The sequence below is a fragment of the Microbacterium sp. genome (genome assembly GCF_047972865.1).
Taxonomy (GTDB): Bacteria; Actinomycetota; Actinomycetes; order Actinomycetales; family Microbacteriaceae; genus Microbacterium.
The window spans coordinates 1-15,585 of sequence record NZ_JBKEAY010000047.1 but is presented as its reverse complement, the minus strand read 5'-3'; the positions used below and the strand labels follow the sequence as shown (position 1 = coordinate 15,585).

The window sequence follows — 15,585 nt, the reverse complement described above, 5'->3', positions numbered from 1 at the left end:
CACTCGCGGCGGCGATGCCTGTTGTACGCCGTGGCACTTGACAAGCACGGCGAAAGCCGCGCGGGAGCGCCCGGGGCCGGGGATCGACGGCGCCGATGCCACGCATCCGCGGGACGCCGTACCGGATGCCTGCGTGAGCGGACAGGATGGGAACGCGACAAAGGAGTTCCATGCGTTTCGTAGACCTGTCCATGCCTCTCGACGATGTCGTCCCGGTCGACCCGCCGTTCCTGCGCCCGAAGATCGAGTACAAGGACCACACGGCGGGCCTGAAGGACATGTACGCGATGTACGGCATCCTCCCCTCACAGTTGCGCGACGAGCAGGGCCTCGCCGCCGAGACGGTGCACATCACGACCCACGCCGGCACCCACGTCGACGCGCCGTGGCACTACCACCCGACGATGAACGGCGGCGAGAAAGCCTGGACGATCGACGAGATCCCGCTGGACTGGTTCTTCCGCCCCGGCGTCAAGCTCGACCTGCGCCATCTGCCCAACGGCCACCTGGTCATGCCGGAGGACATCGACGCAGAACTGGACCGCATCGGGCACACGCTGCAGCCGTTCGACATCGTCCTGGCCAACACCGTCGCCGCCGCCGCGTACGGCCGCGACGACTACGTCGAAACCGGCATCGGCTTCGGCCGCGAGGCCACCCTCCACCTCACCGGCCAGGGGGTCCGCGTCGTCGGGACGGATGCGTGGGGCTGGGACCTGCCGGTGGGCATCAACCGCACGCAGTTCGAAGAGACCGGCGACCCCACCATCGTGTGGGCGGGTCACAAGGCCGGCGCCGACGTCGGGTACTGCCAGATCGAGAAACTGCAGAACCTCGAGGACCTGCCGGCGACCGGCTTCACCGTCGCCTGTTTCCCCGCGAAGGTGCGCGGGGCATCGGCGGGGTGGACGCGCGCCGTCGCGATCTTCGACGAGTGAGCCCCCCAGCGCGAATCCACCCGTGATGGGTGGCATCGGCTGGACGCACTGGTCCGGCATCCGTTCGGACCCTACCGTGAGGGCGGGGCACCCGCCCCGACGATGAAGTTGAGAGGAAACCCCATGGCCTACATCTGCAGCGCCACCTGGATCGCCAAGCCGGGCGAGGAGAACACCGTCCGCGATGCCCTGGAGAAGCTGTCCCCGGCCTCGCGTGCGGAACCGGGCAACCAGTACTACCAGGCCTATCAGAGCCCGGAAGAGCCGAACATCTTCCGCATCTTCGAAGTGTACGACGACGAGGATGCCTTCAAGGCACACGCCACGTACCCGCACTTCGAGCAGTGGGCCCTCGGCCAGGCCATTCCGGCCTTGGAGACGCGTCAGCGCGACTTCTACGAGACCCTGGACTTCTGACGTGGCGCAGTACGCGCGCTTCGTCGGCCCCAACGGCGTCGTCCACACCGGGCGCGTCCAGCACGGCAAGCTGCAGGACATTCCGGGCGACCCCGAGATCCTCGATCTGCTCAACGGCCCCGACGACGTGCGGCGCGACCTCGACGTGCGCGCCGGGCGCCAGCAGAAGCTCCCGATCGAGGAGGCCGTCTTCGCGGTGCCGGTGCATCCACGGGGCATGCGGGACTTCCTCGTGTTCGAGGCGCACATCGCCGGCATGAAGAAGACCGAGCCCGGCGACGGCGGCGTGCCGGCGCAGTGGTACGAGGCGCCCGCGTTCCTGTTCATGAACCCGTGGTCGGTCGTGCCCACCGGTGCCGACATCCCCATGCCGCCGTTCACGCAGAAACTCGACTTCGAGCTCGAAGTCGCGATGATCGTGAAGCATACGGTGCGAGACGTACCGATCGAAGAGGCGTCCGAGCACATCGCCGGGTTCTGCATCTTCAACGACTGGAGCGCCCGCGACATCCAGGGCAACGAGATGCGTATCGGCCTCGGCCCCTCCAAGGGCAAGGACTTCGCCAACACGCTCGGCCCGTGGCTGACCACCCCCGATGAACTGGAGCAGTACCGCGAAGGCGACCGCTACGCGCTGGACATGTCGGTGGCGATCAACGGCGAGGTGGTCGGCACCGACAATCTGCGGAACATGTCGTGGTCGTTCGAGGAGATGCTCGTGCACGCCTCACGCGACGCGTGGGTGGGTGCGGGCGACGTGCTCGCGACCGGCACCGCCTCACAGGGCGCCCTGTCGGAGCGTTGGGCGCGCGCCGGCGGAGAACTGGTCATCCCGCCGCTGCAGGTCGGCGACGAGGTCACCATGACCGTCGAGGGGCTCGGAACGATCAGCAACCGCATCGTCGAGACCGCCAGCCCGGGCCACAAGGCCCCGCCGGCTCGCCGCACCTACGGTCCCGACCGCCTCTGACCCGGCTCCGCACCGCCGCCGCACCGTGCGCCTGCGACGTTCTCACCCAGCGTCGCGGGCGCGCGGTCGTGACAGGCGCCCGACCCAACGGTCCACATCGGCGGCGTCGTCGATCCGGCCCACACGGTGCGAGTCGGCGGCATCCGCCCCGACACGCACCGCCGTCGGGCCGTCGGCGATCAGCACCGCATCGTAGTTCTCCACCCTGCCGTTGGACAGCTCGGCTTCGACGTGACTGTCGACGTCGAGCACCCCCACCAGCGCCACCCCGAGCCGCACCTCGATGCCGAGAGCCGACAGGTCCGCGAGATCGTCGACCGCCTCCCGTGCCGTCGCCGGGGCGACGATCGCGACCTCTGCACCACCCCGGGCGAGCGCGACCGCCGCCGACAGGCCGAGGCCGGTGCCGGCGACGAGAACGGATGAGAGGGTCACGGGTGGCTCCTTCGCTCGACACCGTGGTGTCTTCGAGGCTAGGAGTCAACCGGATGCGGCGGAACGCCGCCTGCGCGATGACTCGTATCCGCTACGCGACGGCGTGCTCGGCGGTCATCTCGGCGGCCAAGCGTTCCCGGAACCAGGTGTGCACCGGGTCGGTGTCGTAGCTGGGGTGCCACCAGAGGCTGAGGTGCAGCGGCACCGGCTCGAACGGCGTCGGCACGCCGATGGTGCCGGTGACCGGGCCGAGCCGCGCGGCGAGCTGACCGGGCACGACCGCTACCAGGTCGGTTCCGGCCACGATCGACGGCAACGGCAGGAACGACGACGACGTCACCCGGGGCGCACGGCGATCGACTCCGAGCTCGCGCAGCCGACGGTCAGCGGGCGTGAAGTGCAGCCGGCCGAACTGCGCGACCGCGTGCGGCAGGCGCAGGAAGTCATCGAACGACAGTTGCCCGTCGCGTAGCGCTGGATTGTTCTGATCGACGAGGCACACGTATTCGTCGTCGATGAGAGGCACATGGGTGCCGTCGATGCCGATCCCGGCCACCGTGATGACGAAGTCGTGGGTGATCAGGTCGCGTTCGCTCTCCATGGGGCGCTCCGGCAGCGGCAGCGCGTCGATGCGGAAACCGGGGGCGTCGGCCAGCACTGCGTCGAAGGCGGCCTGGGAGCGGAGGATGCCGTAGTCGGTCATCATGATGGAGATCGCACGACTGACGGTCGTCGGCTCGCTCCCCGGCTCGTCCGCCAGCACTCGTTCGATGAGCGGCACGGTCGCCTGCACCTGCGGCAGGAGCAGCTTCGCGAACGGTGTCAGCTCGTAGTCGCGCCCGACCCGCACGAGTAGTTCGTCCTTGAAGACGATGCGCAGCCGCGACAGCGCGGAACTCATCGACGACTGCCCCAGTTGTACCCGCTGGCCGGCACGGGTCACGTTGGCCTCTTCCAGCAGCGCCCGCAGCGGGACGAGGAGGTTGAGGTCATGGCCACCGGTGGTCATGTCGGCATGTTACCGGGCGCGCACACGCGCCGCTCCCCCGGTCGCCGTCGACGCCGCCGCACGATACCTGCTATCTCGCGCCACGGGCTGACTGCGGGCGCGACGCGTCGATAGCATCGACCGACGCGGGGGCCGTCACCGGGCGCACCGCACCGCGACCGGCGACCGTACCCGGCGCGGACTCGAGGAGGAGACCATGAGCCGTAGCGAGCACCCCTCGCACGCTGCTCCGGTTCTCGCCGCGCCGCTGCTGATCGCCCTCGGCGCGCTCACCATGATGGGCCCGTTCGGCACGGACGCGTTCCTACCCGCCTTCCCGGTGATGGCCGAGGCACTGGATGCCGGCAACGGGCAGGTGCAGCTGACCCTCACCGGTTTTACGCTGGGAATGGCGCTCGGGCAGTTGTTCACCGGCCCGCTCTCCGACGGGACGGGCCGGCGCCGCCCCTTGCTGGTGGGGATGTCGGCGATGGCTGTCGCCGGGGTCGGCGCCGCGTTCGCCGACACTCTGGTCGTGCTGGTGCTGTGTTGCGCCGCCATGGGCCTGGGCGCATCGTTCGGCATGGTGATCAGCCGCGCCGTGGTGTCCGACCTCGCCGAGGGCGCGCAGTTGACGCGCTCGTTCGCGCTGTTAGGAACGTTGACCTCGCTGGGCCCGATCCTCAGCCCGATCTTCGGTGTGGCGGTCATGGCGCTGTGGGGGTGGCGGGCGATCTTCGTCGGCTTGGGCGTGCTCGCCGCGATCTGCGTGGTGCTGGTCGCCCTCCTGGTGCCCGAGACCCACCCGGCCGAGCGGCGACTCGCGCACCCACTGCGGGGGATGCCGCGAAACCTCGCCGCCGCGGTGCGCTCACGCACCTACGTCGGTGGGGCACTCGTGTTGGTGTTCGCGTTCGCCGGCCAGTTCGCCTACATTGCTGGCTCTCCGTTCCTCCTGCAGTCGATCCTGGGGCTGTCCCCACTGGCGTACTCCATCGTGTTCGGCATCAACGGGATCGGGCTGATCCTCACCGGGCTGCTCACCGCGCGGCTCTCACGCCGCTGGAGCGAACGGCGCCTCATCGCCCTCGGATTGTGCCTGGAGGCAGCGGGCGCGGCGATCGTGCTGGTCACCGCCCTCACCGGCACCGTGACAGCGGTGACGCTGCTGCCCGCCCTGCTGCTGATCTGCGCGAGCATGGGCCTCATCCTCGGCCCCGCTTCGTCCTACGCGCTGCACGGCCTACGCCATGTGGCCGGCACGGCGCTGGCGGTCATCGGAGCCGCCCAGTTCTTCGGCGCGGGCCTGGTCGCCCCCCTGGTGGAGATCGGCGGCGACCAGAACCCGTTCCCGTTCGCGATAGTCGTCGCCGTCGCCGTCGGGGCCGCGTGGGTGGCCTGGGCGCTGTCGCCCGATCCGTCCGCACCACCAGCTTCTGCACGTCGCGAAGTCTCGCGCGTGTCGACGAAAGAAGGAGAGAACGATGGGCCGTCTTGACGACAAGGTCGCGTTGATCACCGGGATCGGCGGCGGGATGGGACGCGCTGCCGCCCTGCGGTTCGCCCGTGAGGGCGCGAAGGTCGTCGGCTGCGACCTGTTTCCGGAGGGTGCGGAGGAGACCGTCGCGCTGGTGCGGCAGGCCGGCGGCGAGATCACGAACTTCGCGCCGGTGCAGCTCAGCGACGCCGCCGACAGCGCGCGCTGGGTGGATGCCGCCGCCGGGGTGTACGGCGGCGTCGACATCCTGTACAACAATGCGTCGACCCCGAAGTTCGGTGCCGTCGACGAGTTGCCCGTCGAGGACTGGGACTTCGTCATCGACAACGAGCTGAACCTCGTGTTCTACGCGTGCCGGGCGGTGTGGCCGCACCTGAAGTCCCGCGGCGGGGGTGTCATCGTGAACGTCGGCTCGATCGCCGGCACCCGCGGCGTCGAGTTCATGCCGCAGAATGCGCACGGCACCGCGAAGGCCGGGGTCATCAACCTCACGCAGCAGCTCGCCGTCGAGGGCGGCCCGCACGGCATCCGCTCGGTGTGCGTGAGCCCCGGGTTCACCGTGACCCCGTCGACGGCGTGGCTCGTCGACAGCGGTCCGCAGCCGTTGCAGGACAACCTGGCACGCATGCCGCTGGGCCGCCCCGGTCAGCCCGACGACATCGTCAACGCCGCCCTGTTCCTCGCTTCCGACGAGGCCTCCTGGATCACGGGTATCAACCTCGTGGTCGACGGCGGCAGCACCGTCCTGGGCTGACGGGGCCGCGCACGCCGCCCGGCTACTGGTAGCGGGCGGCGTTCGCGCGCATCTGGTCGATGCGGTGCACGGGGGCGTCAGGGGCGACCGCGCCCGGCACGTACCGCACGGCGTGGATGAGACCGCTGTAGGGGAACGCGCCGTGCCGCGTGTGCATCTCCCATGACACCGGTGAGCGTCGGTCGATGCCGACGTCGATGCCCTCCAACGGCGAGAACGCGAGGAACGCGTGCAGTCCGTCGATCGCGACGGTCGCCCCGGACGCCTCCAGCACCGCCCTGCAGTCCCGACCCGCGCCGACCGTCACGAGCACCCGCACCGTCTGCCGCCCCGGGGCCAGTGCGATCGCAGCGCTCACGTGCGGGATGCCGAAGTCGTTCCACTCCAGCCGCACCGCGCCGTCCTCCACCACCACCGCATAGCCGCCGCCCTGGCCGCCGTGCGCGACGAGCACGCCCTGGTCGCAGTCGAACTCGACATCGATATCGATGTCGAACGAGCGGTTGGTCGTCAGCATGCTCGCGCGGTGGCGCTCCACCGTGGGGGTTCCCTGGCGGAGGGTGAGCGGCCGCTGCATCCGCTCTTCGTCGGGGTTGCGGATGACCGTCGACAGACCCGATCCCTCGTCGAGGGGGAAGACGTTCCCCGCCTCGGCGGCGGCCTCCCACGCCGCCTGCAGCCGTGCTACCCGCTCGGGTTCGGCGGCGGACACGTCGTCGGTCTCGGCCGGGTCGCGATCGAGCCGGTACAGCTCCCAATGGTCGTCGGAGAAGTCCACACCACGGGTGTGCTGGGTGACCGCCTTCCAGCCGTCCTCGTAGTAGCTGCGGTGCCCCACGACCTCTTCGAGCTGGGCGGTCCGGCTGCCGGGCCGGGTCGGGTCGCGGACGGCTGCGGCGAAACTGGCGCCGTCGATCGGCATGGCCGCGCGGCCACCGCGCTCGGCGGGCAGGTCGATGCCGGCCAGATCGAGCACGGTCGGCAACAGGTCGGTGACGTACTGGTAGTTGCGGCACACCGCTCCCCCGTCTGCGATCCCTGGCCCCGACACCACCAGCGGCGCGCGCACGCCACCCTCGTGGACCGACGCCTTGTATCGGCGCAGCGGCGTGTTGGAGACCATCGCCCACGCGCTCGGGTAGTGCATCGCGCTGCGCGGGCCACCGACCTCGTCCAGCGCCAACCCGACATCCTCGTCATCGTGCGGCAGCAGCGGCGGCGCCTTGAAGTACTGCTGGGTTCCCGTCGGCCCGCCCTCGGCGGTGGCACCGTTGTCGCTCATCACGACGACGATGGTGTTCTCCCGCTCCCCCAGGTCGTCGAGCGCGGCGAGGATGCGGGCGGTGCTGTCGTCGACCGACCGCACCATCGCGGCGTAGACGGCCATCATCCGCGCGTACAGCTCGCGATCACCGGCGGGCAGGCCGTCCCAGTCGGGCACTTCGGGCCCGGCGTCACGGTCCGCCTGCGGCGTCGCCGCGTCGAACAGGCCGAGCTCGACCTGACGCTCCCAGCGGCGCCGGGCGGTCACCGACCAGCCTTCGTCGTAGGTGTCTCGGAAGCGCGCGATGTCCTCGGCTTTGGCCTGCAGCGGTCCGTGCACCGCCGCGTGGGCGACGTACAGGAAGAAGGGCTTCTCGGGGTCGCCGGCGCGCACCGACTCGATCATCTCGATCGCGTGGTCGGTGAGGTCGTCGGTGAGGTAGTACCCGTCCGGGTAGCGATCGACGTCGACCGGCGAATTGTCCTCGATCAGCCGGTGCGGAGCGTGCGGGGTGGTCAGCGCCTCCAAGAAGCCGTAGTAGCGGTCGAAGCCCCGCTGGCACGGCCACATGCCGCGGTCGCCGGCATCGTGCAGCTCGGTCTCCGGCGCCAGGTGCCACTTGCCGACCGCGAGCGTCGCATACCCCTCGCCACGCAGGATCTCGGGCAGTGTGAGGCAGTCGTCCGGGAACCGGGCCGACCGGTTCGCCATGCCCGGGTCGGTGTTGGCCACGAACGCGTACCCGACGCGGTGGTGGTTCGCGCCGGTCATGAGCGACGCGCGCGTCGGGGAGCACAGCGGGGTGACGTGGAAGTTCGTGAACCGCGCCCCCGTGGCAGCGAGCGCGTCGATCGCGGGCGTCGGGATCTCGGATCCGAAGCACCCCAGATCGCTGAATCCCATGTCGTCGACCAGGATCACCACGACGTTCGGGCGGTTCTTCCCCGCCCCCGGCCGAGCCGGCCAGTGCGATTCGGACTCCGCGATCGTCCGGGCAACCGGCGGCGTCGTGGCGGTGCGGGCTTGCGTCGTCACAGTGACCTCCTCGTCGGTGGGCGCGCCGCCATCCGCCGCGCGCCTCCGCCAGTCTGGCGGGCCGCCCGCGCCACCAGGTAGCGCCCCGGCGGATGCCAGTCATCGCCGAGGGCCGCCCGATGGCAGGTATGGGCGCGGCGGCATTCAGCCGCGGCGGGTCGTTCCCTACTGTCGGGAGCGGGGCGGCGCCATCGCGGGCACGCCACGACTTTCGAGGAGCTCGACGATGACCCTGGACCAGGACACCACCTTCGACGGGCGGCTCGTGCTGCCGACCGACGCCGGCTGGGACGACGCCCGCGTCGGCCGCGTCTTCAACGGGCGCCGGCCGGATCGTCAGCCCGATGCCGTGCTGTTGGCGGCATCCGTCGCCGACGTGCAGCGCGGCGTGCGGCTCGCCGCAGAGAACGATTGGACCGTCGCCGTGCGCTCTGGTGGGCACGCCTGGGCCGCGTGGAGCGTGCGCGAAGGTGGACTGCTGATCGACCTGGGCGCCCTCGACGACATCTCCTATGACGAGGCCACCGGCATTGCCTCTGCGGGCCCGGCGACCAAGGGCGGCGAGGTTCTCTCGCCCTACCTGGAGGAACGGGGCCGGTTCTTCAACGGCGGCCACTGCCCCACCGTCGGCATCGGCGGGTTCCTGCTGCAGGGCGGACAGGGATGGAACCAGCGCGGCTGGGGCTGGGCGGCCGAGTCCGTCGTCGCGGTCGACGTGGTCACCGCCGACGGCGACCTCGTGCGCGCCGACGCCGAGCACAACACCGACCTGTACTGGGCCGCGCGCGGGGCAGGACCCACCTTCCCCGGCATCGTGGTGCGATTCCATCTGCAGACCCAGCCCAAGTTCGCCGCGCTCGCCCACACCGTGCACGGCTACGAGCTGGAGGACTTCACCGAGGTGATGACGTGGATGTACCAGGCGCACCACCGCATCCCCGACAACGTCGAGATCGTCTGCGTGTCGGTTCCCGTCGAGGTTCCCACCGGCGGTGAGCGTCGGCTGTTCCTGGTGACGGGGGTCGCATTCGGTGACGATCAGGCGCACGCGGCGGCATCCCTCGCCGAGTTCAACACCTCGCCGGTCCTGGACCGTGCCGTCTTCGTGCAGGATGCCGCAGCCTCCAGCCTCGCCGTCCAGCGCGAAGAGCAGATGCGGCAGAACCCCGAGCACTGGCAGTACATCTGCGACAACGCGTGGATCGACGGCGAGAACACGCCGGAAGGCATCGCGCAGATGGTCGAGGGCATCCGCCCGCTGTTCACGACCAACCCCACCGAACGGGGATTCGCGATCTGGATGAGCAACGCGCCGCGGCGCGACCTTCCCGACATGGCGTTCTCGCTGCACACCGACGCGTACGTCGCCGCCTACACGGTGTACGAGGACCCGGGAGAGTTCGCCCGCAACCGGGCCTGGGTGACCGAGGTGTTCGCACACGCCGAGCCGGTCACCGCCGGTCAGTATCTGGGCGACTCCGACATGACGCACCGGCAGCTGAAGTTCATGGCCCCCGAGAACTGGGAGCGACTGCAGCGGATCATCGCCGACCGCGACCCGCAGGGCCGGTTCCACCGCTACCTTGCGAAAGACCCGACGCGACTGAACGTCAACGAGTGGGAGCTCGACGCGGTATGACGCTGGAGTCGATGTTCTCCTGCGCCGGGCAGGTCGCGATCGTCACCGGCGGCGCAACCGGCATCGGACGTGCCTGCGCCGCGGGGCTGGTCGCAGCGGGCGCGCGGGTTGCTCTGCTCGGGTTGGGAGACGTGGCCGGTGCCGCCGCGGAGATGTCGGGCGGGGCCGTGGCCGCTGCGGGCGCGGTGGCTGGTGGCGCGGAGATCTCAGGCGAGGCGGTCGCCAGCGCGGGCGAGGCGGTCGGTGCCGTGTCCATCGGCACGATCACCGGCACCGATGCCGGGATCGCGGATGCCGGTGGTGCGGCCATCGGCATCCCGTGCGATGTGACCGACGCGGCCGCCCTAGCGGCGGCGGTCGCCCAGGTGCAGGATCGGTGGGGCCGCATCGATACGGTGCTCGCCAACGCGGGCGCCGCGCTCGACGAACCCGGTGCCACGGACGCGCTGGATCGCCTGGACCGCATGTTCGACCTGCACGTGCGCTCAGTGGTACGGCTTTCAGAGCTGACGCTGCCCGTCATGGCCGCCGGCGGAGGCGGGACGTTCCTGGTGATGTCGAGCCTGTCCGGGTTGCGGGGCAACAAGGTCATCGGCGGGTACGGGATCACCAAAGCCGCCGTCGCCCAGTTGGCTCGGAACATCGCCGTTCAGTGGGGCCCGCGCGGCATCCGCGCCAACGCCCTGTCCCCCGGGGTGATCACGACCGAATTCGCCCGGCCCATCACCGCCGACCCCGAAGCCGCCCGGGCGCGCGTGGCCAAGACGCCACTGGGCCGGTTCGGCACCCCCGCCGAAGTCGCCGCGGCCGTCGTCTGGCTCGCCTCTCCCGGCGGCGCCTTCGTCAGCGGACAGAACATCGCCATCGACGGCGGCACCCTCGCCTCCGACTAACCTCACCCCCGCTCGCCGCGAACCCCGCCGCGCCGCACACCGCCAACCCGCGCACGCCACACCGCGAGACCACAACCGGGTGATCGAGACCTTGAGTATTACTCACGGTCTCGCCCGCGTAGATGTGGTCTCGGCGCGGATGGATGCGGCGGCGCGGGGTGGAAGCCGCGCGCAGCGGAAGCGGCGCGGGGTGGATGGCGCAGGCAGCGGGGGAGGCGGATCAGCGCGCGGGGCGCAAGCCCGCGGGCCAGATGCCGTGACGACCGGGGTTGAGGATGCCGACAGGATCCACGGCATCCTTGATCTTCTCCACGAAACGGCGGTACGCATGGTCGCCGAACCCGTACTGCTCCTGCGCCAGATCCATGAAATGCAGGTGCGCGCGGTACTCGCCGTAGCCGATCTTGCCTGCCTCGCGCACCAGATCCTGCATCGCCAGATACCCGCGCGCCGTGGCCGCTTCATCGTCGTAGTCGAACGTGATCCCGGCGACGCTAACCAGGCTCCGCGCCCCCACGACGATGAGGTCGGCGGTGTGATCCAGCCCGCGCGACTCGAACTGCTCTCGCAACCAGCGCTGCAGCTCGTACACCTCCTGCCCGGACAGGGGCGCGACGGGCGCGAAGCTCATATGCCCGCCGTGGGTGCCGCCGTACCACCCGCCCATGTCCTTCCAGTCCAGGTTCGGTACACCCGCATACACCTGATCGGACGGATCGGGCAGGCTCGCCCACTCCTGCGGGCCGGTCGTCGTCGAACGAATCGCAACATCCGGGATGACACCGAACGCGCGCTCGATCTTCGCGAGGTGGTGCGCGTTGACCGGACGGTCGCCGTAGAGCGCCAGCCGCAGATGCCATCGCCCGACACCGATGCGCGCCGCGATCGCGTCGATCTCGGCATCCCCCAGCGGCTGCGCCGGGTCGGTATCCGACCAGTGGCTGCGCGGTGCCATGGTCGAGGCGATCAGCAGGGTGTTGAGGATGCAGGGGACCCCGTCGATCGTTCCGTCCAGGCGCAGACGGCGCAGGGTGTCGACCAGCGCAATGAGGTCCTCGTCGCGGCGAACATCGATATGCACATGGGTGATGACTTCGGGCTTGGGCTGCAGCCAGATGCCCAGCTTGGTCACGACACCGAAGTTCGACTGCATGAACAGCGGATCCAGGCTCGGACCGAGGCTGCGCTTGTACAGGTTCCAGCTGGCGTTGCCGTCCATCGCTCCCATGCCGGTGCGCAGCAGTTCGCCGTCGGCGGTGACGACCTCCAGCCCGCAGACGGCGGCGTGGTCCTTGCCGTTGGGAAGGTAGGTCAGCCCGTTGTCGAGTGAGTTGCCGCTGAGGCTCCCCCACCCCAGGTCGGGGACCGACACCATGAGGTTCGCGTCGGCGGCCTGGATCGCGTCGTACATGTCTTGAAAGCTCACCCCGGGTTCGACCAGCGCGTACCCGAGATCCTCATCCAGGTGCAGCACCCGGTTCATGCGTCGGTAGTTCACAGTGATGCCGCCCGAGACGCGCGGCGCGGCGCCACCGTACCCGTTGTTGCGCCCCTGGCCCTGTGCCCACAGCGGGATGCCGTACTTCCCGGCAACCCGGACGATCTGCTGCACCTCCTCGGCCGACTCGGGCTGGACGACGCCGCCGGCGGCGAACGCGTCCCACGCCGGGGGCTGGAACGGGTCACGGAACTCGCTCGCGGCATCCGCGTCGAGCACGCGATCGTCACCGATGGCCGCGGCGATCTCGGCGAGCGCGACACGCACGGTGTCGGCGGGGACGTCCGCGGTGACGGCGGGGAGGAACTCGGGGGTGGACATGGCTCTCCTTCGAGGTGTCGGATGTGAGGATGTGGCGTCATGCGGCCCGGCGCACGCCCGGTGCTGCACTGCGCGGCAGCGGCGCCGCCCCCGGGCGCAGCGGCGCCGGGGCAGACGATCAGACGGGGTTGCGTCCGATGAAGAAGTCCGCGAACGGGTCCGTCGCCGGTTCGAAACCGGAATCGATCAGGCCCTTGCGGAGCATGGCCATCTGCGGGTCGTGGATGCGTTGCGTGGGCAGTCGTAGCGGACCGCCGTTGTACCCGCGGAGCCAGCCCTGGAACTTCCAGGCCTGCCGGTCGATGAAGAACCCGCCGTTGAGCTGCTGTGCGACCGCGGCTTTCGCTTTGCGTGCCGGGTGCATCCGCCAGTACAGCTCGGTGACCTCGTCGAACCGCCCCTCGCGTAGCAGGGTCATGGCATGCGGAATGGTCGGTCCCCAGAACTCATGGTCACTGGTCGCCGACAGCTGGATCGGCATGAGCTGACCCAGCGGCAGCAGCTCACCCTCGATGGGGCACGAGATGACGACTTCGTCACCGAAGAGGCGGTGGCATTCGACGATGCCCATGATCGACGGGAACCCGCCCTCGGCCTTGATGACGGCGACGTTGGGGATGTCATCGATCATCCGGCGGATGAGGCGCGCGGGGATGTCGGAGGGGTGGATGCGGCTGTTGAAGCCCCACAGGAACATCGGGAAGACGATCACGGCCAGACCGGTCGCGTCACCGACGGCCTTCGTGTAGTCGTAGATGTCCTGTTCGGACTGCGGGTAGAAGTTCGGCGGGTACGACAGCAGCACCAGCTCGGCCCCGGCGGCTTCGGCACCGCGAACGGCTTCGATGTTCTGCTCGAGCGTCGACCAGCTTGCGTGGTGCACGACGACGAGATCACCGCGGGCCTCGTCGACGGCGATCCGCAGGAAATCGAGATATTCCTCCAGCGTGATATTGATCTCCGACACCCCGAGCGTCCCGAGGAAACCGTGCTCCTTGGCGAGTCTGATGTCGTGGCGGATGCCGCTCTCGTTGATCGCGGTCAGGTCGTTCGTGAACGACGGGATGGTGCAGTTGACCGCGCCGACCAGGCGCTCACGCGCCCAATCGCGGGCCTCGGACTTCGTGTATCCAGCCATATCGTTGTCTCCTTCCGATGGGCATTTCGCCCCCGGTGTCATTTGCGAATCGAGAGGATGCCCACCGGCAGCGGCATCCCCCTCCCTGTCGCGACGGCCCGGTCGTAGAGCTGGGCGGCCAGGACGATGTCCTGGAACCCGCTGCCGGTGGACTTGTAGATCGCGATGCCGGTTGCCGGCCGCGTCACCGATCCGCTCAGCAGGTCGTGCAGCGACACTGTGGCGGCATCCACGTCGAAACCCGCCGCGCGGGCAGCGATCATGTCACCGCTGTCGTGCACCACCTCGTCACGCGCGTCGGCGACGATCAGGCTCGCCCGGCTGAGCAGCACGGGATCGAGTTCGTGCTGGGCGGGCGTGGTCGACCCGACCGAGACGATCGTGGCGTCGGGCGCGACCCAGTCGCTGCGCACGGTCGGGGTCTCGTCGCGCGACCGCGCGGCGCACAACACCAGGGGTGCACCGCCGACGGCATCCTCCGGGCGGGCGACCGGCTCTATCGGAATGTCGAGTTCGGCAGACAATTCGTCGGCGAACCGCTCCCGGTTCGCCCGAGTGGGGCTCGTGACCCGCACCCGCTCCAGCCGTGCGACCCGGGCCGCTGCCCGTAGCTGTGCCCGGGCCTCGAATCCGCTGCCGACGACGGCGGCAGTCACCGGCTGCGACGGCAGCAGAGCGGTCAGCGCCGCGGCGGCCGTCGCGGCGGTGCGGATGCCGGTGATCCGGTTGCCGTCGATCAGCGCCGCCAGGCGCGAGTCCTGTTGGTCGAAAAGGGTGATGAGGTAGCTCGCGAGTCCGTTCTGGAGCGACGCGGCGATCGTCTTGGACCCGGCGAACCGTCCGCCCGCAGGCGCCGACGGCATGACCCGCTGCCACCCGGTCGCGGTCATCGCGACCGCGCGTTCCGGGGTCGCACCCGGATGTTCGGGACGGGCATAGGCATCGCGGAGCGCGGTGATCGCGGCGTCCCAGTCCTCCAGCGCGGAGATGTCGGCGTCCGTGAGGAAGAGGGTCGGCGGGTCCGCGAGGAATCCATCGTCGCTCACAGCGTCGCCTCCGATCGCTTCTCGCCCCGATGCCGTGCAGCCCGATACGGTGCAGCCCGATACCCGCGACCGGTCACGGTGCCACCTCCGCACCCTCGAGCCCGTGCTCGCGCAGCACGTCGGCGAGAATGCCGTCGCCGATGGTGCGGCCGGCTCCCCGCATGCCGAGGTAGGACTCGACCAGGTGCATGCGGGTCGCGCGGGCGGCCGCGACGGCATCCCTCCGGCGACACGCGTCGAGGATGTCGCGGTGGAAGGCTTCGGCCAGGGGAGCCCTCACATCGAAATGCAGACGGATCCGATCGGCCTCCGCACAGATCTCTTCGATCAACCGGAGCAGGACCGGCGTGTCGGCGGCGCGGTAGATCACAGCGTGGAAGTCGCGGTTGAGGTCGTTGAACACGCCCAGCGAGAAGTCGGCGTCGTGATGGCGGCTCTCGAGAGCATCAAGGATCGACGCCATGGTGTCGATCTCGGCATCCGACAGCCGCGGCACGCCGCGCAGTGCCGCCCGTCCCTCCAGGTCGATCCGTAACGCCGTCACCTCTTCGAGCCGACCCGGATCGACCCCCGTCACGACCGTGCCGCGGTACGGCTGCCGTTCGACCAGCCCCGCGGTCTCGAGCTGAAGGATCGCCTCACGCACCGGCGTGCGGCTGATGCCGAGTTCGTCGGCGAGGCTCGCCACGTCGACCCGACCACCGGGGGCGAGATCTCCGGTCACGATGCGATCACGCAGGATGCGCGCCAC

Annotated in this window: 14 protein-coding genes; 7 read left to right on the top strand and 7 right to left on the bottom strand. The window is 69.9% G+C overall.

Going from position 1 to position 15,585, the window contains the following annotated elements:
- The first annotated feature begins 170 nt into the window (after positions 1–170).
- From ACK5KK_RS02540 to ACK5KK_RS02530, 3 genes are all read left to right on the top strand, one after another.
- A complete protein-coding gene (locus ACK5KK_RS02540) occupies positions 171–938 on the top strand; it encodes a cyclase family protein (RefSeq protein WP_416888522.1) in 768 nt (255 codons plus the stop codon).
- A gap of 123 nt (positions 939–1,061) precedes the next feature.
- A complete protein-coding gene (locus ACK5KK_RS02535; protein ID WP_416888521.1) occupies positions 1,062–1,355 on the top strand; it encodes a putative quinol monooxygenase in 294 nt (97 codons plus the stop codon).
- A gap of 1 nt (position 1,356) precedes the next feature.
- Positions 1,357–2,325: a fumarylacetoacetate hydrolase family protein gene (locus ACK5KK_RS02530; RefSeq protein WP_416888520.1), complete on the top strand. Its 969-nt coding sequence runs from the start codon at positions 1,357–1,359 to the stop codon at positions 2,323–2,325.
- A gap of 42 nt (positions 2,326–2,367) precedes the next feature.
- On the opposite strand, the gene ACK5KK_RS02525 is transcribed toward ACK5KK_RS02530, so the two are convergent.
- Together ACK5KK_RS02525 and ACK5KK_RS02520 are read right to left on the bottom strand one after the other, a co-directional pair.
- Positions 2,368–2,760 (bottom strand): hypothetical protein, encoded by a 393-nt coding sequence (locus tag ACK5KK_RS02525; protein ID WP_416888519.1) that lies wholly within the window; start codon positions 2,758–2,760, stop codon positions 2,368–2,370.
- A gap of 91 nt (positions 2,761–2,851) precedes the next feature.
- Complete coding sequence (locus ACK5KK_RS02520) at positions 2,852–3,769, bottom strand: LysR family transcriptional regulator (protein WP_416888518.1); 918 nt, start codon at positions 3,767–3,769, stop codon at positions 2,852–2,854.
- A gap of 196 nt (positions 3,770–3,965) precedes the next feature.
- Between ACK5KK_RS02520 and ACK5KK_RS02515 the strand changes: the two genes are divergently transcribed.
- Together ACK5KK_RS02515 and ACK5KK_RS02510 are read left to right on the top strand one after the other, a co-directional pair.
- Complete coding sequence (locus ACK5KK_RS02515) at positions 3,966–5,246, top strand: multidrug effflux MFS transporter (protein WP_416888517.1); 1,281 nt, start codon at positions 3,966–3,968, stop codon at positions 5,244–5,246.
- Positions 5,233–6,000, top strand: a complete 768-nt coding sequence (locus ACK5KK_RS02510) for an SDR family NAD(P)-dependent oxidoreductase (protein ID WP_416888516.1) — start codon at positions 5,233–5,235, stop codon at positions 5,998–6,000. Before ACK5KK_RS02515 ends, ACK5KK_RS02510 begins: the two co-directional genes overlap by 14 nt.
- A 22-nt stretch (positions 6,001–6,022) precedes the next feature.
- Here the strand turns inward: ACK5KK_RS02510 and ACK5KK_RS02505 are convergent, their stop codons facing one another.
- Positions 6,023–8,299 carry a sulfatase-like hydrolase/transferase gene (locus ACK5KK_RS02505; protein ID WP_416888515.1) on the bottom strand — a complete coding sequence of 759 codons (2,277 nt, stop codon included), beginning with the start codon at positions 8,297–8,299 and terminating at the stop codon, positions 6,023–6,025.
- A gap of 226 nt (positions 8,300–8,525) precedes the next feature.
- On the opposite strand from ACK5KK_RS02505, the gene ACK5KK_RS02500 reads away from it, so the two are divergent.
- Together ACK5KK_RS02500 and ACK5KK_RS02495 are read left to right on the top strand one after the other, a co-directional pair.
- The gene (locus tag ACK5KK_RS02500) at positions 8,526–9,938 is read left to right on the top strand and encodes an FAD-binding oxidoreductase (RefSeq protein WP_416888514.1); all 1,413 of its coding nucleotides are present in this window, start codon (positions 8,526–8,528) and stop codon (positions 9,936–9,938) included.
- Positions 9,935–10,831 carry an SDR family NAD(P)-dependent oxidoreductase gene (locus tag ACK5KK_RS02495; protein ID WP_416888513.1) on the top strand — a complete coding sequence of 299 codons (897 nt, stop codon included), beginning with the start codon at positions 9,935–9,937 and terminating at the stop codon, positions 10,829–10,831. Before ACK5KK_RS02500 ends, ACK5KK_RS02495 begins: the two co-directional genes overlap by 4 nt.
- Positions 10,832–11,051: 220 nt before the next feature.
- On the opposite strand, the gene ACK5KK_RS02490 is transcribed toward ACK5KK_RS02495, so the two are convergent.
- The 4 genes from ACK5KK_RS02490 to ACK5KK_RS02475 all read right to left on the bottom strand — a co-directional run.
- The gene (locus tag ACK5KK_RS02490; protein ID WP_416888512.1) at positions 11,052–12,650 is read right to left on the bottom strand and encodes an FAD-binding oxidoreductase; all 1,599 of its coding nucleotides are present in this window, start codon (positions 12,648–12,650) and stop codon (positions 11,052–11,054) included.
- Positions 12,651–12,768: 118 nt separating this feature from the next.
- Entirely contained in the window at positions 12,769–13,788 is a 1,020-nt protein-coding gene (locus ACK5KK_RS02485; protein ID WP_416888511.1) for a dihydrodipicolinate synthase family protein, read from the bottom strand.
- 38 nt (positions 13,789–13,826) lie between these two features.
- Entirely contained in the window at positions 13,827–14,834 is a 1,008-nt protein-coding gene (locus ACK5KK_RS02480; RefSeq protein WP_416888510.1) for a hypothetical protein, read from the bottom strand.
- Positions 14,835–14,907: 73 nt separating this feature from the next.
- Positions 14,908–15,585, bottom strand: a 678-nt coding sequence (locus tag ACK5KK_RS02475) for a GntR family transcriptional regulator (protein ID WP_416888509.1), incomplete at its 5' end; no start/stop codon positions are given.